This is a genomic window from Pseudoduganella danionis, assembly GCF_009720775.1.
GTDB classification, from domain to species: Bacteria; Pseudomonadota; Gammaproteobacteria; order Burkholderiales; family Burkholderiaceae_D; genus Rugamonas; species Rugamonas danionis.
Genome location: NZ_WNKW01000001.1, coordinates 971,619 through 993,951, shown reverse-complemented (window position 1 = coordinate 993,951; position 22,333 = coordinate 971,619). Strand labels below are relative to the sequence as shown.

The 22,333-nt window shown below is 61.5% G+C and carries 19 protein-coding genes; 4 read left to right on the top strand and 15 right to left on the bottom strand.

Going from position 1 to position 22,333, the window contains the following annotated elements:
• Positions 1–2: 2 nt before the first annotated feature.
• From GM655_RS04235 to GM655_RS04200, 8 genes are all read right to left on the bottom strand, one after another.
• Positions 3–641 (bottom strand): glutathione S-transferase family protein, encoded by a 639-nt coding sequence (locus GM655_RS04235; RefSeq protein WP_155433343.1) that lies wholly within the window; start codon positions 639–641, stop codon positions 3–5.
• An 80-nt stretch (positions 642–721) separates the two neighbouring features.
• Entirely contained in the window at positions 722–1,519 is a 798-nt protein-coding gene (locus tag GM655_RS04230; RefSeq protein ID WP_196308699.1) for a substrate-binding periplasmic protein, read from the bottom strand.
• A gap of 7 nt (positions 1,520–1,526) precedes the next feature.
• Entirely contained in the window at positions 1,527–1,847 is a 321-nt protein-coding gene (ftsB, locus tag GM655_RS04225) for a cell division protein FtsB (RefSeq protein WP_155433342.1), read from the bottom strand.
• 42 nt (positions 1,848–1,889) lie between these two features.
• Positions 1,890–3,173 (bottom strand): phosphopyruvate hydratase, encoded by a 1,284-nt coding sequence (gene eno / locus GM655_RS04220; protein WP_155433341.1) that lies wholly within the window; start codon positions 3,171–3,173, stop codon positions 1,890–1,892.
• 118 nt (positions 3,174–3,291) lie between these two features.
• Positions 3,292–4,146 carry a 3-deoxy-8-phosphooctulonate synthase gene (kdsA, locus tag GM655_RS04215; RefSeq protein WP_155433340.1) on the bottom strand — a complete coding sequence of 285 codons (855 nt, stop codon included), beginning with the start codon at positions 4,144–4,146 and terminating at the stop codon, positions 3,292–3,294.
• Positions 4,143–5,804, bottom strand: a complete 1,662-nt coding sequence (gene pyrG / locus GM655_RS04210; RefSeq protein WP_155433339.1) for a CTP synthase — start codon at positions 5,802–5,804, stop codon at positions 4,143–4,145. Before pyrG ends, kdsA begins: the two co-directional genes overlap by 4 nt.
• Positions 5,805–5,975: 171 nt before the next feature.
• Positions 5,976–9,212 (bottom strand): error-prone DNA polymerase, encoded by a 3,237-nt coding sequence (locus GM655_RS04205; RefSeq protein ID WP_155433338.1) that lies wholly within the window; start codon positions 9,210–9,212, stop codon positions 5,976–5,978.
• Positions 9,213–9,287: 75 nt separating this feature from the next.
• Positions 9,288–10,082 carry an alpha/beta fold hydrolase gene (locus tag GM655_RS04200; RefSeq protein ID WP_229632361.1) on the bottom strand — a complete coding sequence of 265 codons (795 nt, stop codon included), beginning with the start codon at positions 10,080–10,082 and terminating at the stop codon, positions 9,288–9,290.
• A gap of 97 nt (positions 10,083–10,179) precedes the next feature.
• Between GM655_RS04200 and GM655_RS04195 the strand changes: the two genes are divergently transcribed.
• From GM655_RS04195 to GM655_RS04180, 4 genes are all read left to right on the top strand, one after another.
• Complete coding sequence (locus GM655_RS04195; protein WP_155433336.1) at positions 10,180–10,977, top strand: PhzF family phenazine biosynthesis protein; 798 nt, start codon at positions 10,180–10,182, stop codon at positions 10,975–10,977.
• An 83-nt stretch (positions 10,978–11,060) separates the two neighbouring features.
• Positions 11,061–11,531: a DUF2844 domain-containing protein gene (locus GM655_RS04190; RefSeq protein WP_155433335.1), complete on the top strand. Its 471-nt coding sequence runs from the start codon at positions 11,061–11,063 to the stop codon at positions 11,529–11,531.
• A gap of 99 nt (positions 11,532–11,630) precedes the next feature.
• Positions 11,631–13,730, top strand: coding sequence for a bifunctional 2',3'-cyclic-nucleotide 2'-phosphodiesterase/3'-nucleotidase (locus tag GM655_RS04185; RefSeq protein ID WP_155433334.1), 2,100 nt, complete (start codon positions 11,631–11,633; stop codon positions 13,728–13,730).
• A gap of 20 nt (positions 13,731–13,750) precedes the next feature.
• Positions 13,751–14,506, top strand: a complete 756-nt coding sequence (locus GM655_RS04180) for a tetratricopeptide repeat protein (RefSeq protein WP_229632360.1) — start codon at positions 13,751–13,753, stop codon at positions 14,504–14,506.
• 41 nt (positions 14,507–14,547) lie between these two features.
• Here GM655_RS04180 and GM655_RS04175 read toward each other — a convergent pair whose 3' ends face one another.
• The 7 genes from GM655_RS04175 to GM655_RS04150 form a co-directional block, all read right to left on the bottom strand.
• Positions 14,548–15,495 carry a UbiA family prenyltransferase gene (locus GM655_RS04175; protein ID WP_229632447.1) on the bottom strand — a complete coding sequence of 316 codons (948 nt, stop codon included), beginning with the start codon at positions 15,493–15,495 and terminating at the stop codon, positions 14,548–14,550.
• A complete protein-coding gene (locus GM655_RS22890) occupies positions 15,447–16,454 on the bottom strand; it encodes a hypothetical protein (RefSeq protein WP_229632359.1) in 1,008 nt (335 codons plus the stop codon). The genes GM655_RS04175 and GM655_RS22890 overlap by 49 nt, the downstream gene beginning before the upstream one ends.
• 144 nt (positions 16,455–16,598) lie before the next feature.
• Complete coding sequence (gene coaD / locus GM655_RS04170) at positions 16,599–17,747, bottom strand: pantetheine-phosphate adenylyltransferase (protein WP_155433332.1); 1,149 nt, start codon at positions 17,745–17,747, stop codon at positions 16,599–16,601.
• 47 nt (positions 17,748–17,794) lie between these two features.
• A complete protein-coding gene (locus GM655_RS04165) occupies positions 17,795–19,180 on the bottom strand; it encodes an ATP-binding protein (protein ID WP_229632358.1) in 1,386 nt (461 codons plus the stop codon).
• The gene (locus GM655_RS04160) at positions 19,177–19,836 is read right to left on the bottom strand and encodes a response regulator (RefSeq protein ID WP_155433331.1); all 660 of its coding nucleotides are present in this window, start codon (positions 19,834–19,836) and stop codon (positions 19,177–19,179) included. Before GM655_RS04160 ends, GM655_RS04165 begins: the two co-directional genes overlap by 4 nt.
• A gap of 69 nt (positions 19,837–19,905) precedes the next feature.
• Positions 19,906–21,393 (bottom strand): DegQ family serine endoprotease, encoded by a 1,488-nt coding sequence (locus tag GM655_RS04155; RefSeq protein ID WP_155433330.1) that lies wholly within the window; start codon positions 21,391–21,393, stop codon positions 19,906–19,908.
• 283 nt (positions 21,394–21,676) lie between these two features.
• Complete coding sequence (locus GM655_RS04150; protein WP_155433329.1) at positions 21,677–22,135, bottom strand: Hsp20 family protein; 459 nt, start codon at positions 22,133–22,135, stop codon at positions 21,677–21,679.
• Positions 22,136–22,333: the final 198 nt, after the last annotated feature.

Below are 22,333 nucleotides of genomic sequence, written 5' to 3'. Positions count from 1 at the left end.
GCTCAGGCTCCTGCCGTCACCGGGTAAGTGCCATCGCCATACGGCGCGGCGCTAAATGCCGGCAGGGCTTCGGCCTGCTGCGAGAAGGCCTGCAGCAGCGGGTAGCGGCTGGCCACCACCACATCGCCCAGCATCTGCTGGGTGAAGTACCACGTCACGGCCGTCATCACGCTGGCATGGTCGGGCTTCTGCAGTTCCAGTGGCTGGCGCGCCAGTTCCGCTTCCAGCGCATCGAACGCTTCCAGCAACTGGGTAGTCACGCGTGCCACCCATGGCTGGTGCATTTTTTCCAGCGGACGCACTTTGTGCTCATACACCAGTTGCACCGCCTTGTCGCAGGCAGCCAGCGCCACGCCGAGAACGCGCAGGGAGCGCAGCAGCTCGGTGGGCATCGAAGGCGTCATGCGGTAGGCCGGCATGGCCAGCGCTTCGGCATACTGGATGATCAGGGTGGAATCCATCAGCACAGTACCGTCATCGGCCACCAGCGTGGGCGCTTTGACGACAGGATTGATGGCGCGGAACTGGTCGTAGGTACTGAACACAGACAGAGACTGGTGCTCGAACTTGAGTCCCATCAGTTGCAGCGTCACGGCCACACGGCGGACGTAGGGCGAATCGAGCATGCCGATCAGTTTCATAGTAGCTCCGGTAGAGGATCAGGTAGGAAAAGACAATAGCGGCAGGCCTGCCAGCAGGCTGCCGTTCGGGCGCCACGCGCTCACTGGGTATTACGGTATTTGTTGATGTAGTCGCCCAGATGCAGGCGATTGGTATCGAGCCAGGTCCATAGCGCTTCCACCTGTTCCGGGTGGGCACGGTAGTAGCTGGCATTGAAGGCCATCCACAGGCGACTATTGATCAGAGGCTGCTGCAGCTGCACGATGCTGCCGCCGTAGCGCTTCAGCGTAGCATCCAGATGGCCGGGCTTGACCAGATTGGTGACCACCGCATCGACCCGCCCCAGCTTCAGCTTGGCGAGGTTGCGGTCCAGGTCACGCGCACCGTCGTCCACGTTGAGCCCCATTTCGCGCAGGCGCGGATTAAAGCCGCTGCCCTGTGAGGCGCCTATGGTTTTGCCGCGCAGGTAGTCGGCCGGGTTGGTATTGGCTGGGACTTTATCCTTGCTGCGCACCAGTACCACCAGCGTATTGCGCAAGGCACGGTTGCGGTCCACATTGCCATCGCGGTCACGCGGCAAGGCAATCTCGGGCGAGTAGCTAGGCTGTTCGCCTATCGGCGTCATATCGATATCGCCCGCTTCGAGCGCCATTTTCAGGCGCGCGGCCGGCAGGCGGACCAGGATGGGTGGGCAATGGAAGCCGCTGCCTTGCACGGCGGCGCGGATCAGATCAACGGAGGCGCCGGGCGGTTCCGGCACGACTTCGCCTTCGCCCAGCCAGTATGGCGGGCGGTGCTGGTCGATATAACCGACACGCACGGGTATACAAGCGCCACCACTGTAAGCCAGCGGTGCCTGCAGCACCAGCAACAACAGCAGGGCGTAACGCATCAACATCGGGGCCTCAACGGGGTTCGGGTCGGGGCGCCAGCGGTGGCGGCGGAGTGGCCTGCCCTTTGCCGACGATCTGGATGAAAATCTCGTTCTGTTTAATCATGCTCAACTCGTAGCGGGCGCGTTCTTCCACGGCTCCCGTACCATCTTTCAGGTCCATCACTTCGGAGTTGAGTTTAGCATTGCGGGCGATCAGCTCCGCATTCTTCTTGTGCGCGGCATTCACCTGCGCTTCGAAATCAGCAACGCGCAGCCAGCCCCCCTTCCCCAGCCAGAGCGGGTACTGGATCAACAGCAGCAAGGCTGTGAGGGCGATGGTAATCAGGCGCATAACTTGAAAGCGGCCGGCGGGGAGCCGGCCGCACTATCTGAATTACTTCAGATTATAGAACGCATCACGGCCTGGGTAGGAAGCGATGTCGCCCAGATCTTCTTCAATACGCAGCAGCTGGTTGTACTTAGCCATGCGGTCCGAACGCGACATCGAGCCGGTTTTGATCTGCAGGGCGTTCAGGCCAACAGCGATATCGGCGATGGTCGAATCTTCGGTTTCGCCGGAACGGTGCGAGATCACGGCGGTGTAGCCGGCGCGCTTGGCCATTTCGATGGCTGCGAAGGTTTCGGTCAGGGTGCCGATCTGGTTAATCTTGATCAGGATGGAGTTGGCGATGCCTTTGGCGATGCCTTCTTTCAGGATCTTGGTGTTGGTGACGTACAGATCGTCGCCGACCAGCTGGACTTTCTTGCCCAGAGCAGCCGTCAGAATCGCCCAGCCGTCCCAGTCGCCTTCGTGCATCGCGTCTTCGATCGAGATGATAGGATACTTGTCGCACCAGGTAGCCAGCAGGTTGGTGAACTCGGTCGCGGTCAGCGACAGGCCTTCGCCTTCCAGTTCGTATTTGCCGTCTTTGTAGAACTCGGACGCAGCGCAATCGAGACCGATAGCCACTTGCGTGCCCGGCTCGTAGCCGGCTTCTTCGATCGCCTGAATAATCAGCTTGATGGCTTCTTCGTGGTTAGCCAGCGAAGGAGCAAAGCCGCCTTCGTCGCCCACTGCCGTGTTCAGACCCTTCTTGTGCAGGATCTTTTTCAGGGTGTGGAACACTTCCGCGCCATAACGCACGGCTTCCTTGAACGACGGTGCGCCCACCGGAATGATCATGAATTCCTGGATGTCCAGGTTGTTGTCGGCGTGTGCACCGCCGTTGATCACGTTCATCATCGGCACTGGCAGTTGCATCGCGCCCGAACCGCCGAAGTAGCGGTACAGTGGCAGACCAGCTTCTTCTGCAGCAGCTTTAGCCACAGCCATCGATACGGCCAGCATGGCGTTGGCGCCCAGACGGCTCTTATTCTCGGTGCCATCCAGATCGATCAGGGTGCGGTCCAGGAAAGCCTGTTCGTTGGCGTCCAGACCCATGATGGCTTCGGAGATTTCTGTGTTGATGTTTTCGCAGGCTTGCAGTACGCCCTTGCCGAAGTAGCGCTTGGCGTCGCCGTCACGCAGTTCGATGGCTTCGCGCGAACCGGTCGATGCACCCGACGGTACAGCGGCACGGCCCATCACGCCCGATTCCAGCAGCACGTCGCATTCGACGGTAGGATTGCCGCGCGAATCGATGATTTCACGGCCGATAATGTCAACAATAGCACTCATGTCATTCTCCAAAGTTAGGCGATACGATGTCGCACCGGATGCTCGCGCATCTTGTACGAGTCAGGATAACGGGAATTTCCCGCACACCCGACCTGTCCGGTGTGCGGGCTTGTTGCTTTTAGTTGAAGCTGTTCTCCAGGAAGCCAGCTTTCTTGGTGATGCGATCCAGTTCGATCAGAGTGGACAGCAGCTCGCGCATGCGGCCCAGCGGTACGGCGTTCGGACCATCCGACAGCGCTTGCGCTGGATTCGGGTGGGTTTCCATGAACAGACCGGCCACGCCCACGGCCACCGCAGCACGCGACAGCACCGGCACCATTTCGCGCATACCGCCCGACGAAGTACCGTTACCGCCCGGCAGCTGCACCGAGTGGGTCGCATCGAATACCACCGGGCAGTTCGATTCGCGCATGATGGCGAGCGAACGCATGTCCGACACCAGATTGTTGTAACCGAACGAAGCACCGCGCTCGCAGGCCATGAAGTTGTCTTCGTTAAGGCCCTTGGCACGGGCGGCCAGACGGGCTTTGTCGATCACGTTCTTCATGTCGCCGGGCGCGAGGAACTGGCCCTTCTTGATGTTCACCGGCAGACCGGACTGGGCGCAGGCGGTGATGAAATCCGTCTGACGGCACAGGAAGGCCGGGGTTTGCAGCACGTCGACGACGGCCGCCACTTCGGCGATTTCTTCCACATCGTGCACGTCGGTCAGCACCGGCACACCCAGTTCGCGTTTGACGTCACCCAGTATCTCCAGACCTTTTTCGCGGCCCGGCCCACGGTAGGAAGTACCGGAGGAACGGTTGGCCTTGTCGAAGGACGATTTGTAGATGAAGGGGATGCCCAGTTCGCTCGTCATTTCCTTCAGCGCGCCTGCCGTATCGAAGGCCATCTGGCGCGATTCGATCACACAGGTACCAGCGATCAGGAAGAACGGCTGATCCAGACCGACGTCAAATCCGCACAGTTTCATGCTGCATCTCCTTGTACGGCGCCAGCGGCCTTGTGAGCCAGTGCAGCCTTGATGTAAGACGTGAACAGCGGATGGCCGTCACGCGGGGTCGATTTAAATTCTGGGTGATACTGCACACCCATATACCACGGGTGAGCGTTGTCTCCGCTGCGTGGCAATTCCATAATTTCGCACAGATCTTCGGTCGGCGTACGCGCTGCCACGATCAGTCCAGCCGCTTCGACGCGTGGCAGATAGTGGTTGTTGGCTTCGTAACGGTGACGGTGACGCTCGGTCACGACGGCGCCGTAGATTTCGGCCGCCAGCGTGCCTGGCTTGATGGCGCAAGTTTGCGCGCCCAGACGCATGGTGCCGCCCAGATCGGAATTCTCGTCGCGCTTCTCGACCTTGCCATCGGCGCCCTGCCATTCGTCGATCAGCGCAACCACTGGCTGTGGCGTTTCCAGATCGAACTCGGTGGAGTTAGCGCTGGTCAGGCCGGCCTTGTGGCGCGCGTATTCGATCAGCGCGACCTGCATACCGAGGCAGATGCCGAGGTAAGGGATCTTGTTTTCACGGGCGAACTGGGCCGCCATGATCTTGCCTTCTACACCGCGCTTGCCGAAGCCGCCCGGTACCAGAATCGCATCGTACTTGGACAGTTCGGCGCAGCCGGTGGTCTCGATCTCTTCCGAGTCGATGTACTCGATATTGACCTTGCATTCGTTGTGGATGCCGGCGTGGCGCAGCGCTTCCGTCAGCGATTTGTACGACTCGGTCAGTTCCACGTATTTGCCGACCATACCGATCGAAACTTCCGACTTCGGATGTTCGAGGGTGTAGATCAATTTGCTCCACACCGACAGATCGGCCGGTGCCGGGTTCAGATCGAGCGCGTCGCAAATGATCGCGTCCAGACCTTGGTCGTGCAGCATCTGCGGCACTTTGTAGATGGTGTCCACGTCCCATACGGAGATCACAGCCTGCTCTTCGATGTTGGAGAACAGCGAGATCTTGGCGCGTTCGTCTTCCGGAATGCGGCGATCGGCGCGGCACAGCAGCGCGTTTGGCGAAATACCGATTTCGCGCAGTTTCTGCACCGAGTGCTGGGTCGGTTTGGTTTTCAGTTCGCCAGCGGAGGCGATGTAAGGCACCAGCGTCAGGTGCACGAAGGCCGAGTTCTTGCGGCCAGCGCGCAGGCTCAGCTGACGTGCGGCTTCCAGGAATGGCAGCGATTCGATATCGCCGACCGTGCCACCGATTTCGCACAGCGCGACATCGTAGCCTTCCGCGCCACGGCGGATGTAATCCTGAATTTCGTTGGTAATGTGCGGGATCACCTGCACGGTCTTGCCCAGATACTCGCCGCGGCGCTCCTTGCGGATCACCGATTCGTAGATCTGGCCGGTGGTGAAGTTATTCACCTTTTTCATGCGGGTGGAGATGAAACGCTCGTAGTGGCCGAGGTCGAGGTCGGTTTCCGCCCCGTCGTCGGTAACGAATACTTCACCGTGTTGCATAGGACTCATCGTGCCCGGATCGACGTTGATGTACGGGTCGAGCTTGAGCATGGTGACTTTGAGGCCGCGCGATTCGAGGATCGCAGCGAGAGAGGCGGCGGCTATCCCTTTACCAAGGGAAGACACGACGCCACCAGTGACGAAGACAAATTTGGTCATTGCAGATGGTGCCGAACGGCACATGCGGGAAATTGAAATTATAGCCTAAAACGCGCAAATCTTCAGCATCCCGCCCTGAAAAAACCTCCATTCCCTTGTAATTAACCGTTAGTTATCTAGCAAACATAGCAGTCTGGCAGCGCCAATTTCTTGCCATATTCTTGCCTTATATTAGTGAAAATCACGGCTGACTGACTGCAAGCGCCCCATCAGGTGGGACATATCGACCAGCCGTTTGGCCACCAGATGGCAGACCATGCCTTCACGTTGCCATACGCCGTAGACGCCGAGCAGGGCCGCGCCAAGCGCTTCGCGACGCTGCTGTTCGAGCAGCGCGGGCCAGACGATGACGTTGATATTGCCCGTCTCGTCTTCCAGCGTGACGAACAGCACGCCCTTGGCCGTGCCGGGCCGCTGGCGCACCGTCACCATGCCGCAGGCACGCGCCAGCATACCGTTGGTGTACTGGTTCAGTGTACTGGCCGGCAGGAAGCGCTGTGCCAGCAGCCGTTCGCGCAGCAGCGCCAGCGGATGGCGCCCCAGCGTCAGGCCGTGCGAACGGTAATCGCCGACAATGTTCTCGCCTTCCGATGGCGCGGCCAGTTGCGGCAGCGCTTCGTCCGGCACCGTGGGGCGCAGAATATCCTTGTCCGGCACGGCGCCCACGGCCTGCCATAAGGCTTGCCGCCGATGTCCGGCCAGCCCCGCCAGCGCATTGCCAGCTGCCAACACCTGCAGATCATGCCGGTCCAGATCCGCCTGCCGCGCCAGTTCGGCCACGCTGGGCCAGTAGCCCACGCCACCCGATGCTCCGGCCTGCCCATATCCGGCTCCCTGCTCCGCCATGCGCGCCCGCGCCGCTGTACGCGACTGCACGATGCGCCGGGCCGGCGCTTCGTGCATGCCTCTCAGCATCAGCAAACCCAGTCGCACGGCAGGCTGCTGGCGTTTGCCATCGGGCTCTTCCAGCGTGCACTCCCAGTCGCTATAGGCCACATCCACAGGGCGCACTACCACGCCGTGACGGCGTGCATCCTGCACCAGCTGCGACGGACTGTAAAAGCCCATGGGCTGGCTATTCAGCAGCGCACACAGGAAAGCGGCCGGTTCGTGGCACTTGAGCCATGAGCTGGCGTAGGTCAGCAAGGCAAAGCTGGCCGCGTGCGATTCGGGAAAGCCATATTCGCCAAAGCCCTGTATCTGGCTGCAGATAGCCGCCGCGAATGATTCATCGTAGCCACGCTCGCGCATGCCATCCATGATGCGCTGCTGGTAGCGATCCACGCCGCCCTTGCGCTTCCACGCGGCCATGGCGCGGCGTAGCTGGTCCGCCTCGCCATCCGAAAAGCCGGCCGCGATCATGGCGATCTGCATGACCTGTTCCTGAAAGATCGGCACACCGAGCGTGCGCTCAAGCGCTTGCGCCAGCCGCGGTGGCGAATCGATAGGCGCCTGCTTCGTACGCCGCTGCAAATACGGGTGCACCATGCCGCCCTGTATCGGTCCCGGCCGCACCAGCGCTACTTCGATCACCAGATCGTAGAACACCCGTGGCCGCAGGCGCGGCAGCATGCTCATCTGCGCACGCGATTCGATCTGAAACACGCCCACCGTATCGGCCACACACATCATGTCGTAGGTGGCGCTATCCTCGGCGGGAATGTCCTGCATGCGGAAACGCTGGCCGCGCTGCTGGCTAACCAGATCGAGCGCGCGGCGCAAAGCCGTCAGCATGCCTAAGGCCAGCACATCGACTTTCATCAGCCCCAGTTCTTCCAGATCATCCTTGTCCCACTGGATCACGCTGCGCCCTTCCATCGTCGCCTTCTCGATCGGCACAAGGCGCGACAGCTTGCCCTGCGCGATGACGAAACCGCCCGGATGCTGCGACAGGTGACGCGGAAAACCCAGCAAGGTAGTGGCCAGCGTGGCCCATTGCTGCGCCAGCATGGAATCAGGCGCCAGCCCTACTTCGGCCAGCCGCCCGAGCAGATCAGCCTTGCCATCAAACCAGTGATGGGCCTTGGCCACCTGCTCGACGATGGCCAGATCCACCCCGAGCGCCTTGCCGCTGTCGCGCAGCGCGCTGCGCGGCCGGTAGCTGATCACCACAGCAGCCAGCGCAGCGCGCTCGCGGCCATATTTATCGTAGATGTACTGGATTACTTCTTCGCGCCGCTGGTGCTCGAAATCCACGTCGATATCGGGCGGCTCATTACGTTCGCGTGACATGAAACGCCCGACCAGCAGATTGCCCCGATCGGGATCGACTTCCGTCACGCCCAGGCAATAGCACACGGCCGAATTGGCCGCCGAACCGCGCCCCTGACACAGAATGTTCCGAGAACGGGCAAAGCGCACGATATCGTACACAGTGAGGAAATACGGCTCGTACTTCAGATCAGCGATTAGCTCGAGTTCTATCTCGATCTGCTCGAGCACCTTGGCCGGCACGCCCTGCGGGTAGCGCCCGCGCGCACCGCGCTCCACTTCCTGCCGCAGATAGCTGGCCGAGGTATGCCCGTGCGGCACCACTTCATGCGGATACTCGTAGCGCAGTTCATCCAGACTGAATTCACACAGCGACAGGATGCGCAAGGTTTCCTGCAAAGCAGGCAAGGGATACAGATTGGCCAGCCGCAAGCGCGGCCGCATATGCTGCTCGGCATTCTGCGCCAGCGCGTAGCCGCATTCGGCCACGGCTTTCCCCATGCGTACGGCGCACAGCGTATCGAGCAGCGGCTTGCGTGAACGTACATGCATGCACACATGCCCCAGTGCCACCACATCCATGCCATGCTGGAGCGCCACCTCGGCGATACTCTCGCGGTGCGCATCGTCGAGCGCACGCTGCAGCAGATTCAGCCCCATCCACGCACGGCCCGGAAAAGTGCGCTCCATCCATGCTGCCTGCGCGTGCAGGGTATCCACATCTTCCGGCTGGAACACGGGATACTGCGGCAGCAAAATCAGCAGGCAATCGGGCAGCCCCTGCAAATGGGCATATTGCGCCGGCGGCGCAGCCAGATCGGCCGGCGTAAGCAGATAACTACCTTTGGCCACACGGTTGCGCGCTATGGTGATCAGCTCGCACAGATTGCCGTAGCCATTGCGGTTCTGCGCCAGCGCGATCAGCGATAACGCCACCCGCCCATCCGGTTCGCGCAAATGGAAATGGCTGCCTATGACCAGCGGCAAACCATGCTGCTTGGCCTGTGCGTGAGCGCGCACTACGCCCGCCAGCGAGCATTCATCGGTAATCGCCAGCCCGGCATAATCAAGCTGCACGGCGCGCGCCACCAGCTCCTCGGCATCGGAAGCGCCCTGCAGAAAGGAGAAATTGGTCAGGCAGAATAGCTCCGCATAGGCGGGCAAGCTCTGGGCCGACGCTGGTGGCAGGCTGGACATTTTTAGCAAAATACTGTGTTTATGTACAGTATTTTACACCTTCCGCCGCCATACTCAAGGCTAGAACTGCCCCGGCTATTTGCGCTGTGCCAGCATCAGATCTCTGATAGCCTGTATCACCACCTCGGGCGATGCCGTCTGCATCTGATGATCCGAATCCACCACCACGGTTTTCGCCTGCGGATACATGGCCCGCACAGCGGCTATGGTCTGCGGATCACTGTTGACGACACCCAGATCGATCGGTATCGCCGTGGCCCCCTTGGGCTGATTGACCAGCCGTATCATGGGCAGCTGATCAATATTCCCCTGCGCAAGCACCTGCTGGCCGGTCTGGTCGATGGCGCTGATTTCGCGCCGCACGCTATTCGAGAAGAACAGCATGGCACCCAGACGCGTCAAGGCAGGAAAATCTTCCGGCTTCTTGATCACGCCCGGATAAAGGGCATCGACCAGCACGATGCCCGCCACTTCCTGCGGATAGCGCTTGGCAAATAGCTGCACATACAGCCCGCCCAGCGAATGCCCCACCAAAATATACGGCGGCTTCAGACCTTCATGCTGCAGGTTGTGGCGCAGTTCCTCGATGATGTTCAGGCCATCGCGTGCTGCCTCCGTACTTTCGCTCTTGCCATAGCCGGGACGGTTGTAGGCAAACACGGATGCCTGTGGCGCCACGCCTTCGATCACCTTGTCCCATTTGTCGAGCGTGACGCGCGAACCATTTTCAAACACCACCGTATAGGGTGCGCTGGGATGTTTGAGCGTCATATATTCCACCTGACGGCCATCGATCAGCGTGGTGGCCGCCAGCGCCGCCATGGCTGGTGCTGCGGCCAGTACGCTCAGCACAAACACGATGTTACGCATTATGATATTCCTCCCATATGTCATCGGCCCGCATTCTTGCATTCGCGCGCAGGCGCCGTGGCAAGCATGCGATGAAGTGCCCAATCAGAGGATCAGAATGCTGAAAACCAGCGTACAGCAACTATTGTGCTTCGGCATACAGGCCGCAACCGGCAATCCCGCACTGGTCGTACAGGACGACCAGTGCGATGCCGGCCAGCGCCAGCAATTCGCCCGGGACAGCAACCAGCCCGCCTGCGTCTTCATCGACCGCAGCGCCGATGGCGCCATCACACTGGACTACTACTATCCCCATGCGCGCAGCCCGCTCTGCCTGCACGCCACGCTGGCGGCGGCAAGGCTGCTGCTTTCGCCGCAGCAGGCACAATTGCAAGTCCGCACGGCCATGCAGGCCCAGCTCCTGACACTGATCCTGCGCGACGATCAGGTCTATGTCCGGCTGGCGCCGCAGCCGGTCGCCCAGCCGGACATGCCGCCCGATCTGGCGGCGCGCCTGCTCGCCATGCCCGCCATCGCGCTGGCCTCTCCGCCCGTGCTTGCTTCCGTCGGCAGCCCCAAACTGCTGCTGCAGGTGGCCGACAGCAGCACGCTGCAAGCGCTTCGCCCCGATCTCGCGGCCATCACTGCATGGGGCAAGGCCCACGCAGTGAATGGCTGCTATGTCTGGTGCCGGCGCGCCGACGGCACGCTGGAAGGCCGCAACTTCAACCATCTCGAACCAGCCATGGAAGATCAGGCTACCGGCGTTGCGGCTGGCGCCCTGAGCCTGCATCTGGGCCAGCCGCTGGCCTTGTATCAGGGCGCAGCTCTGGGCCAGCCCTGCCTGATCCGCACAGAGCTCGACGGCGATGCCATACTGGTTGGCGGGCGCGCAGAATTTGTGCAGGCCGCTTGAAGTAACGATTGCTTACATCTCGCTAACGGCAGAAAACAGCGCCACGCCCTACACTGGCTCCATCTTAGGCACAGGAGCACATCATGCGCCGCGCACTGTTACTCATGCTTTTCCTCTCCGTCCTGCAAGGCGCGCTGGCCTATGCAGCACTGGGCAGCTCGCCCTCGTCATTCGACCAGAATGGCATCCAGATGGCAGCCCGCAGCATCATGCCGCGCAGCGCCGACAGCATGGCCGTCTACACGGTCAGCCAGAACCGGCTGGCCAGCGGCACCGTGGTACGCGAATATGCCAACCTGCAGGGCGTGGTATTTGCCGTCAGCTGGAATGGCCCCACCCTGCCCGACCTGCAAAACCTGATGGGCCAGCAGTTCACCATGCTCAGCAACCATGGCACGCCGGACAGCTCGCGCGTGGGCGCGCCGCAGCGCCAGCTGGCCCTGTCGCCGTCGGACATGATGATGGTGGCCAGCAGCCATCAGCGTCACTACGTGGGGCGGGCATGGATACCGGCCGCCCTGCCGCCGGGCTTCAATACCGCCGTGATCGAATAGCACTGGCCCATTAGTAGCAAACCTTTATCTTCTGTCACGATGCTGTCATAGCGCAGCGCTAGAGTCGCTACCTTAAATTTCCCCCAATTTGAGGTAACGATGAAATTCAATGTGGTGTTACTGGCTGCCATGGCAGCTGCTGGTCTGGTTGGCTGCGGCGCGGACTACAAAAACGGCCCGTCGATTCCCGAAGGGACGACGGTAACGCTGGCGCTGCTGGAAACGACCGATTTGCACGCCAACGTGATGAGCTACAACTACTACTCGCTGGCCGAAGACACCAGCCTCGGTATGGAGCGTACGGCCACGCTGGTGGCGGCCGCCCGCGCCGAGACCCCCAACAATGTGCTGCTCGACGATGGCGACGTAATCCAGGGCACCCTGCTGGGCGATCTGCAGGCCGTGACCAAACCTGTCACCTGCGGCGAAACCATGGCCGTGCACAAAGCCATGAACGCCATGAAGTACGATGGCGGCGGCTTCGGCAACCACGAATTCAACTACGGCCTGCAGCTGCTGAGCCAGATCACCAATACCGATTTCGGCATCCCCGGCGTCAGCAAGCCGGCCGGCAATTGCGGCGGCCCGAGCTTCCCGCTGGTACTGAGCAATGTCACGGGCGTGGCCAGCGGCAAGCCTATCGTCCAGCCTTACAGCGTACTGGCACGTACCTTCTCGGCCGTCACGCCTGATGGCAACAAGCTCGACGTCAAAATCAACATCGGCATCATGAGCTTCGTGCCGCCGCAAATCCTCGACTGGGATCAGAAAAATCTGGCCGGTAAAGTCGCCGTAACGGGCGTGCAGGAAGCAGCCAAGCAGTATGTGCCCGAGCTGCGCAGCAAAGGCGCTGATCTGGTAGTGGCGCTGTCGCACGGTGGCCTCGACCCGAGCACCTACAGCCCGAAAATGGAAAACGGTAGCTACCACCTGACCAGCACCGGCATCGATGCCCTGCTGATCGGCCACTCGCACCTGATTTTCCCGAAAGGTAAAGAGACCGGCGCACCGGCACTCGATCCATCGTTCGCCGCCTTCCCGGCCAGCGCCAAGATCGATGCCATCAACGGCTTCGTCAACGGCGTACCGACCGTGATGGCCCAGAGCTGGGGCCGCCGTCTGGGCATCATCAAGATGACGCTGGCCTATCAGGGCGGCAAGTGGGTGGTGCAGCCTGCCAAGACCACGGTGGAATCGCGCGGCTTTAAATACACGGACGGCGTCACCAATGCCAAGGTCGATGCCAGCATCGCACCGCTGGTAGCCAGCGAACATGCCGCCACCATCGCCTACGCCAAACAGCCGCTGGGCGTGGCAACCGATTTCGAAATGTCGGCCTACTTCGCACTGGTGGGCGATGTCAGCGCCATCCAGCTGGTCAATCAGGCCCAGCTCGATTACGTCAAAAAATTCATCGCCAGCAGCACCGATGCCACCATCGCCAGCTACAAGAATATCCCCGTGATCTCGTGCAGCGCGCCGTTCAAGGCAGGCCGCAACGGTCCCTCCGACTTCACCGACGTTGCACCGGGCGCCAGCCCGGCCGCACCGGTCGGCCTGCAAGTGCGCAATCCGGGCGACCTTTACCTGTACAGCAATAACAATCTGCAGGCCGTGAAGATCAAAGGCTCCGACCTCAAGGCATGGCTGGAAACGGCGGCCAAGCAGTTCGCCCAGATCAATCCGGCCCTGAGCACGGAGCAGGATCTGGTACCGAGCTACGGCACCATCTACAACTACGACGTGTTCTACGCCGAGAACAATGCCCTGACCTATCAGATCGACGTCACCAAGCCAGTGGGCAGCCGTATCGTCAACCTGAGCTATCTGGGCAAGGCCGTGGCCGACGGCGACGACTTCATCGTCGCCACCAATGACTACCGCGCTGGCGGCGGCGGTTCGGTACCGGGCATCGATGGCAGCAAGACCATCATCAAGTCGCCCGATGCCAACCAGACCGTGGTCAGCAACTACCTGACGGCACTCGGTAGCGGCGGCAACGGCAAGGTCACGCTGGCCAGCAACGGCAGCGCGCGCAGCTGGAGCTTCGTCAAGGTGGCCACGGCCGGTCCCGTCATCCTGCGTTCGGCACCGGGCCATCTGGCGCTAGCCAAGAGCAGCGGCATCAGCAGCATCACGGCAGAAGGTGGGCTCGATGCCAGCGGCTATGCCAAATACAGCGTCGATCTGAGTAAATAAAACCTGCCCCGAGTCCGACCATGTCCCTGACTAAAACCGCCTTCGCACTCGTTTGTTCCATGGCGATTGCCGCCATGCTGCCAGCCTGCCAGATCCAGCAGGAGAAGCCCACTTCGGCGCAGATCGAAGCTGTCAGCATGCGGGCGGCGCAGCAGGCCGACGCCGCTGCCGAGCGCAAACTCATGACATGGTCGGAGCAGCGCCTGCCCGTCGCCCAGCGCGAACTGGCTTTGCTGTATCAGGATCGCGCCAGCCAGCGCCAGCAGGCCGCCTCGCTGTTCGAGCAGGCCGCGCTGGCCGGCGACACGGAAGCCGCATTCCGGCTCGGCGAAATGCTACGCAAAGGCTGGCACAACGGCACGGATGCAGTGCCTGCGGCACCTGCTGCCGCAGCGCACTGGTATGCCCATGCCGCCGGCCAGCAGCACCCACGGGCAGCACTGATGCTGGGGCTACTCTACAAAAATGGTGAAGGAGTCCAGCGCGATGACCGTCAGGCCGCGCGCTGGCTGGGAGTGGCCAGTGAGCAGGGCAATCCGCACGCCATGTTCCTGCTGTCGTCCATGTATCAGGAAGGCCGTGGCGTATTTGCCGACCATGCCCGTGCCCGCGCCCTGCTGGAACAGGCGGCCGAACATGAATACCCGCCCGCCATACAGGAGCTGGCGATGACTGTGCAACTGGGCGATGGCCTGAGCCCGAAAGACGAGCTACGCGCCGGCCACCTGCTCAAGGAAGCCACCGAACATCGTCACAATAACTGGAACCGCTTTTAAGTCCGGCCTGATGATTCCTGCTTTGCACCGGCTGGCCGCGGCTAGCTAGCCATGATGCACAAGCCGCCACTCAGGGCGATCACCAGCAGGCTAACGGGATCACGGCTGACGTATAGCAGCGGGTCTTCGTTGACGACACCGCGAAAAGACAGCAGCCACATACGCCCGAGCCAGAATATCAGCAAGGGCAGCACCGCGAACAGAAACGCGGGCCGCTGGTACAGGCGAATCACGTTCGCCGAATTGAAGTAGAGCGCAAAGATCAGCACTGACAGAAAAGCGCTATTCATGCCCATCATACCTATCGGCATACTATCGCCGATGGCATAGCCACGCCCGTGGCTGCGTTCCTGTCCGCGCCCGCGCAGGTTCTGCAATTCGCTATGCCGCTTCAGCAGCGCCAGCGACAGGAACAGGAAGAAGGAAAACGTCAGCAGCCAGAACGACAGCTCTATCCCTGTGCTGGCCGCGCCGCCCAGTATGCGCAGCGTGTACAGTATCGCCAGCATGACGATATCCACCATCAGCAGGCGTTTCAGGTACAGCGAGTAGGCTAGCGTCAGCAGAAAATACACGACGATGACGCCGAAGAAGGCCAGGCCGGCAGCCCCCAGCCAGGCCAGCGACAGGGCAGCCAGTACCAGCACGGCACTGCCGGTCCGTGCCCGCGCAGGCGATAGCCGGCCTGCGGCTATCGGCCGCAGTCGCTTGACGGGATGCAGACGATCCGCCTCCACATCCTGCGCATCGTTGAGCAGATAGGCGCCCGAGGCGCACAGGGAAAACGCCACGAAGGCCAGCACCGATTGCCACAAGCTGGGCTGGGTCAGGGCATGACCGGCCAGCATGGGCGCGAACACCAGCAGGTTCTTTAGCCACTGGCGCGGCCGCATCGCCTGCAGCAGGGGCAGCGGGCCATTGTGAGCCGACAGAATACTGTTCACGATGCGCTCCTGCTGTGCGCTGCCGGCAGCAGGCGCTCCAGCCAGCGACTCGATAACGCCAGTGGAATCAGCATGGGATACAGGCCCCAGATAATACGGCCATCCACCCGCACACACAGCGCCGCATACAGTGGCGGCAAGGCCATCAGCAGCAACAGGCTTTTCAGGGGCAGACAGGCCTGCGGTGCCTGCCGCCAGCCTGTCAGTGCCAGCGGCAACACCACGCAGCCAGCCAGCGCCAGCGAAAGCAGCGAACGCCAGTCAGCCAGCGCATGCTGCACCATCCACCAGCTGGGCAGCCACCGGTAGCTGGGCAGACCGACGATGAAATACCAGCGCACGGCCAGCATCCACGCCCCTGCAGCGGCCAGCGCCAGCACGGCCAGCGGCAAGGCGCGGCGGCGCGTGAACAGCAGCCATACGGCCAGCCAGAACAGCAGAACGATGTTCTCTTCGCGGATGGCCGTGCCTATCAACCCCGCCAGCGCGGCCAGCCATGGCAGGCCGGACACCACGCCGAGCACAAAGGCGGTACGGGCACAGATGGACCCGGGGTCCACCAGCAGATAAGGGGCATACCAGAAGGTGGGCACGGCCACCAGCAGCAGCAAACCGGCCAGTATCACGCGGGGGCGTGCATAGCCCAGCCGTGCCGCCGTCAATGCCGCCAGCCAGGCCGCACCGCTCATGAGTACCCAGTTGAGCAGCGCGAAGTTCTGCCTTACATCGCCGGGCAGGTAGGCCGCCAGTGCCGGCAGCAATAAGCGGTAAGGGAATGGCGCCGTCAGCGCAGACAGCGGCAGTTCGCCGCGCAGATAGCGCGCCGTTTCAAAGTAGTGCAGCGAGTCCTCCACCGTGCCACCCCAGCGCCAGTACATGATGGCCAGCGCCAGCAAGGCGTAGGCGGCCAGCAAACCGGCCCAGTAAGCAGGCGCCGATGGATGGTGAGCAGTAACAGCCGGGGCATGCGCGCCGGTCTGGCGCACGGAGAAATAATCAGACATGGAGCAATTGGATAACTGGAGTACAGGCGTAAGGCCGGGCGATGTTAGCACCCGGCATCACGCAAAAAGTCACCAATTATAACAATGGCAAAATTAATTATTCCTCAATTTGAGAACAAATTGCGGAGTCAGTGGCGGCGTGCTTCAGGCGGCGGTCAGCTGCGCCATTTCGCGCTGCATGTTTTCGATGGCACGTTCGTTGTACTGCTCGGCAAAGTAAGCGTTGCCGAACAGCTGGCCCGCTTCCGCCTTGCGGCACATATGCGCCAGCGCCGCACAGCGCTCCTGGCGGTACTTCACATCGGGCAGGTGGATGTATTCCTGCCGGATGGCGCGCGTGTAATTGCCATACACTTCGTCGTCCTGCCCCAGTATCGCCAGATCGACGCTGAGCAGCACATCTTTGAGGCGGTGCTCGACATGGGCTTCCTGGAAGTGGTCGGTGGCGCGGATCAGCGCGGCGGCATCTTCGCGTTCCTGCCCCAGATGGCAGTCCAGCCACAGGCGCGCGCTGGCTTCCTCGGCCGTCATGTCGCTGCCACTGGCGGCCGGACCATATTCGGCATCATGGAACCAGAAAGCCTGCTTGACGATGGCCACATCGGCCGGTTCAGGGCGGGTGTTGGCGGCCCACACGCGGATTTCGCACAGGCCGTGCACCAGATGGTCGAGGTTGTGATAGTGGCGCTGCGGCCCGCCATACATGGTGGCGCCGGTCAGGCGCACAAACCAGTCATCGGCATGGGCGATGGCGGTGGCATCGATGGTGTCGTAGTCCCACAGGGTTTCCCACTCGCGCCGCAGCCAGCTCAGCACCCACGCATGGTAGGCCGGCGCCGGTACGAATTTTTTCATGATCCAGTTCCAGCCTATCGGGCCTTCCAGCGCCTTGACGAAGCTGGAACTGACGGAACCGAGGTCGCGCGGCGGCATCACGAAGATGGTCTTGGCACCCTGCAGCACATCCACATTGGTCTGCTGGATCAGGTTTTCGTAATCGAAATCGGCCGTGGTACGGATACCACGGATCAGGCAGTGCACGCCCTGCTTTTTGGCAGCGCGCGCCGTGTAATCGCCCTTGACGATCACCACCTGCACATTGTCCCAGCCCTGCTGGGCGCAGCTCAGCGCAATGATGCTCTTGCGTTCTTCGGCGCTGAAACGGGGCTTTTTAGCCGGATTCTCGGACAGGAAGACCACCACCTCGTCCGCCAGCGAACGGGCTTCGTTGATCACCCACATATGCCCATTGGTGATGGGATCGAAGGTGCCCGAAAAGCCGATTTTTTCCATGAACCGCTCCAACGCCTGATAAAACTGGCATTTTAGACTGGAGTGGCCTACACAGTGTCAGGAAAATCGACCTTGATCTTCAGCCCGCCCAGCCGCTCGGAGCTATCGAGGCTCAGGATGGCCTGATGACGCTCGGCGATGGAACGGATAATCGCCAGCCCCAGACCGCTGCCGCCAGCCGGACTGCCCGGCACGCGGTAGAAGCGGCTGAACACCCGCTCGCGCTCTTCCGGTGCTATGCCGGGGCCGGAATCTTCCACGCTAAGCAGTATGCGGCCCGGCTTGCCGGCCACACCGGCCGTGCGGCGCAGGTCGATATCGACGGTGCCACCGGACGGCGTGTATTTGATGGCGTTATCGACCAGATTGCGCAGCAGGATAATCAGCGCATCGCTCTGCCCCGCCACCGTCACCTCGTCCGCATGGTGCACGCCCAGGTCAATCTGGCGCGCCTGCGCCAGCCCTGTCATATCACCCAGCGTACGGCGCACCAGCTCCGTCAGATTGACGGGTTCCAGCGTCACTTCCTGCTGGGCGCCTTCCTGCCGCGCCAGTATCAGCAACTGCTCGACCAGCCGGGTAGCCCGTTCGATACCGGCCGTCACGCGCGCGACCGCCACACTGCGCGCCGCGTCATCCTGCGCCCGCTCCAGACTGAGTACCTGCAGCTTCAGCGCCGCCAGCGGCGTGCGCAATTCATGCGCAGCATCGGCCACGAAATGCTGCTGCGCCTCGAACGCCGTGCGCACACGGCCGAACAGCAGGTTCAGCTCCTGCACCAGCGGCAGCACTTCATCGGGCAGATCGTTTTCCGACACGGGCGACAGATCGTCGGCCTGACGCGCCGCCACCTGCCGCTTGACGCGCGACACCGGCGCCAGCGAGCCGCTGACCACCCACCACACCACCAGCATCAGCACGGGTGCCATCACGGCGATCGGCCCCACCGTGCGCAACGCCAGCGTGCCGGCCATGCGCTTGCGTACCGCCATATCCTGCGCCACCTGCACCGTCTGGTTACTGGTCTGGACGGAGAAAATCCGGTAGGTGGTGTTATTCGCCTTGACGTTGGAAAAGCCCAGCACGGCGCGCTGGGGCAGCGCCGCGCGCGACAGGGAACGGAACACCTGCGCCCCGTCCGGGGTCCAGACCTGCACCACCAGATCATCGTTTTCCGGATCGGCCGCCGTATCGGCGGCCTTGTTGGTCAGCGTGGCGCTGGAGCGCAGCGCCATCGCCATCTGCTCCATGTGGTAATCGAAAATCTGGTCGGCGTCATTCAGCGCGCTGCGGTAGGCCACCATGGCCTGCGCGATGGCTGCCATGGTAATTGCCGCCAGCAGGAACCACAGCAGACGCCCGCGCAAGGAGTGCGTTACCACCGGCACCTTGGGCAGCGGCGGCATACGCACTTTCACCTTCATACTCTTCATAGTTTGGGAACCATATAGCCCAGACCGCGCACGTTCTGTATCAGTTCCGCACCGAGTTTCTTGCGCAGGCCGTGGATATACACTTCCACCGCATTGCTGTTGACTTCATCCTTCCAGCTATACAGCTTCTCTTCCAGCTGCTGGCGCGACAGCACGATGCCGGGACGGGCGATCAGCGCTTCCAGCACGGCCCATTCGCGCGCCGACAGGTTGACCGGCTTGCCATCGGCCAGCACTTCGCGCGTCTGCGGATTGACACTCACATTGCCATGCTCGAACACGGGTTCGGCACGGCCGGCCGAGCGGCGCAGCAGCGCACGGATGCGCGCCAGCAGTTCGTCCAGATCATAGGGTTTCAGTACATAGTCGTCGGCACCGGCATCGAGGCCGGCGATACGCTGTTCCTTGGCGTCGCGCGCGGTGGCGATCAGCACGGGCGTGAGCTCCTTGCGTGCCCGCATCGAGCGCAGCACTTCCAGACCATCTTTACGCGGCAGGCCCAGATCGAGCAGCACCAGATCATAGGTCTGGGTCTGCAGCGCCGTATCGGCCATGGCGCCATCCTTGACCCAGTCGACTGCGTAGTGCTCGGCCCTGAGCAGGTCAAGCACTACTTCACCGATCATCGTATCGTCTTCTACCAGCAGAAGTCGCATCTTGTTATTTCCTTTCTGTTTTTGTGTCGCGTTCTGCCGGCCGGATGACGGCCTGCGGAATCCGGCTAATTAACCGAGCCGCACGGGAATGAAGATTCTATCGTCGCCCCGCTGGATCAGCAATGCCACCGATTTGCCGGACTTGTCCACCACTTCGCGCACCTGCTCCACGCTCTGCACTGGACGGCCGTTCACCGACAGCAGCACATCGCCCGGCTGCACACCGGCCGCCGCCGCAGCGCCGCGCGCATCTTCAATCACCAGACCGGAACTGATGCCGGACTGGCGCTTCTCGATGTTTTCCAGCGGCCGCAGCGACAGACCGAGGCGTACCTTGCCCGTGGCCTGCTCGTCGCGCTCATTATCGGCCAATTGCGCCTTGTCGTTGGCATTGCCCAGCGTGGCCTTGAGCGACTCCAGTTTACCCTGACGCCAGACTTCCAGCGTTACTTTCTCGCCCGGCGTAGCCATGCTCACCATGACCGGCAGATCGCCCGAGCTGACAATCTTCTGTCCATTCAGGGTGCGGATCACATCGCCGGCTTTCAGGCCGGCCTTGTCGGCAGGGCCGCCTTTTTCCACATTCGAGATCAGCGCACCTTCCGGCGTGGCCAGATTGAAGGAATCGGCAAAGCCCTGATTCACTTCCTGCACCGTCACACCCAGTCTGGCGTGGGTAACTTTGCCGGTGGTGATGATCTGGTCCTTGATCTTGTTGGCCACGTCAATCGGAATGGCGAACGACAAGCCCTGATAGCCGCCCGTCTGGCTGTAGATCTGCGAATTGATGCCGACCACTTCGCCGCGCGTATTGAACAGCGGGCCACCCGAGTTGCCGGGATTGACCGCCACGTCAGTCTGGATGAAGGGCACATTCCCGTCCGGCAGCGAGCGGCCTTTGGCACTGACCACGCCGGCCGTCACGGTGTTTTCCAGCCCGAACGGCGAGCCTATGGCCAGTACCCACTGGCCCACTTTCAGATCGTTCGATTTCGCCAGCGGCACCACGGGCAGGTTTTTCGCATCGATCTTCAGCACTGCCACATCGCTTTTCGGATCGGAGCCCAGCACCTTGGCGCGGAATTCGCGGCGATCGGTCAGTTTCACCGTCACTTCGGTAGCATCGCGCACCACGTGGGCATTGGTCAGGATGACGCCATCCTGGCTGACGATGAAGCCCGAGCCCATGCCATGGGTAGGCACGCGCTGGCCGCCACGCTGCTGCGGCATCTGGAAGCGGCGGAAGAATTCGAAGAAGGGATCATCGGCAAACGGATCGCCGCGGCCGGCCTGTTCGTTGTAGGAGGTGCGAGTGCTGCCGGTAACGCTGATGTTGACCACGGCGGGACCGTTGTGATCAACGATCACGCTGAAGTCCGGCAAAGTGATGCTCGGTGCTGGCACGGCCACCGCAGCGGCGGCGGCTGGCGCGGCCTGAACCACAGTTGGAGCGGCGGCAACAGCATTCCCTTGCTGCACTGCGACAGCGCCACCCACGCCGATCACGCCCAGGACGGCCACTGCCAGGGCTGCACGTTTGAGAGTAGATTGAGACATAGTGAAACTCCTGCAATGAAGGTTACGATTAAGCTGACAAATAAGGTTGCTCAACACTGCCAATATGCGGCAGCAAACTTAGATGCGTCTTAACTTTTTGCAGGTCGGCCGCAGCGCGGAAGTAGCACTCGCCACGCGCCCGCAGGCCAACGCAGCACTGGCCGCAGCAGTAGAAAAACCGCTCGGCCAGACAGACGTACAACTGGCCGGAAAGCTCAACTCAGCTCCGGCCAGTCGCTTATTTCAAACTACCGCGATGCGGTAGCGGCGTTAAGCACCGGTATTAGGCAGCCTGACGCTGCTCCAGCGCCGTCACGTTAGCACCGCCGTCGATGACGATCTTGCGTGGCTTGAGGGCTTCCGGCACTTCGCGTACCAGTTCGATGGTCAGCATGCCGTTGTCGAAGGTGGCACCGGTCACTTTGACGTGGTTGGCCAACTGGAAGCGCTGCTCGAAATCCCGTGCCGCGATGCCGCGGTGCAGATAGGTGCGCGAAGTAGTGTCTTTCTCTTTGCGGCCTACCACCTGCAGTGAATCACGCTCGAAGGTGATGTCGATTTCCGAACGGTTGAAGCCGGCCAGTGCCATCACGATGCGGTACTGATCGTCGCTCACCAGTTCGATGTTGTAAGGAGGATAGCTAGGGGCTGCATCGCCGCGTTGCGCGTCGTTGAGCATTTGGGCCAGACGGTCAAAACCGATAGCCGAACGATACAGTGGGGTCAGGTCGAAGTTACGCATGATAGATATCCTTTTCAAGTTAAGCGATATGGTCTGGTGGCCCCCATCTGGGCGACCACTGACTCCGATATAGGATGGTTTTTGGGCCTTTCAAGGCCTTGAAAAATGCCCCGGCCATCCCCAGCCGGCCACCTTTTTTCAATTTTTTTTAAATTTTTTTCGATTTTTCTAAAAAAATTTTCTGCCGGCCGGAATCGG

Coding starts and splice junctions, on each gene's coding strand:
- GM655_RS04235 (WP_155433343.1), bottom strand. CDS start 641: ATGAAACTGATCGGCATGCTCGATTCGCCCTACGTCCGCCGTGTGGCC.
- GM655_RS04230 (WP_196308699.1), bottom strand. CDS start 1,519: ATGTTGATGCGTTACGCCCTGCTGTTGTTGCTGGTGCTGCAGGCACCG.
- ftsB (WP_155433342.1), bottom strand. CDS start 1,847: ATGCGCCTGATTACCATCGCCCTCACAGCCTTGCTGCTGTTGATCCAG.
- eno (WP_155433341.1), bottom strand. CDS start 3,173: ATGAGTGCTATTGTTGACATTATCGGCCGTGAAATCATCGATTCGCGC.
- kdsA (WP_155433340.1), bottom strand. CDS start 4,146: ATGAAACTGTGCGGATTTGACGTCGGTCTGGATCAGCCGTTCTTCCTG.
- pyrG (WP_155433339.1), bottom strand. CDS start 5,804: ATGACCAAATTTGTCTTCGTCACTGGTGGCGTCGTGTCTTCCCTTGGT.
- GM655_RS04205 (WP_155433338.1), bottom strand. CDS start 9,212: ATGTCCAGCCTGCCACCAGCGTCGGCCCAGAGCTTGCCCGCCTATGCG.
- GM655_RS04200 (WP_229632361.1), bottom strand. CDS start 10,082: ATGCGTAACATCGTGTTTGTGCTGAGCGTACTGGCCGCAGCACCAGCC.
- GM655_RS04195 (WP_155433336.1), top strand. CDS start 10,180: ATGCTGAAAACCAGCGTACAGCAACTATTGTGCTTCGGCATACAGGCC.
- GM655_RS04190 (WP_155433335.1), top strand. CDS start 11,061: ATGCGCCGCGCACTGTTACTCATGCTTTTCCTCTCCGTCCTGCAAGGC.
- GM655_RS04185 (WP_155433334.1), top strand. CDS start 11,631: ATGAAATTCAATGTGGTGTTACTGGCTGCCATGGCAGCTGCTGGTCTG.
- GM655_RS04180 (WP_229632360.1), top strand. CDS start 13,751: ATGTCCCTGACTAAAACCGCCTTCGCACTCGTTTGTTCCATGGCGATT.
- GM655_RS22890 (WP_229632359.1), bottom strand. CDS start 16,454: ATGTCTGATTATTTCTCCGTGCGCCAGACCGGCGCGCATGCCCCGGCT.
- coaD (WP_155433332.1), bottom strand. CDS start 17,747: ATGGAAAAAATCGGCTTTTCGGGCACCTTCGATCCCATCACCAATGGG.
- GM655_RS04165 (WP_229632358.1), bottom strand. CDS start 19,180: ATGAAGAGTATGAAGGTGAAAGTGCGTATGCCGCCGCTGCCCAAGGTG.
- GM655_RS04160 (WP_155433331.1), bottom strand. CDS start 19,836: ATGCGACTTCTGCTGGTAGAAGACGATACGATGATCGGTGAAGTAGTG.
- GM655_RS04155 (WP_155433330.1), bottom strand. CDS start 21,393: ATGTCTCAATCTACTCTCAAACGTGCAGCCCTGGCAGTGGCCGTCCTG.
- GM655_RS04150 (WP_155433329.1), bottom strand. CDS start 22,135: ATGCGTAACTTCGACCTGACCCCACTGTATCGTTCGGCTATCGGTTTT.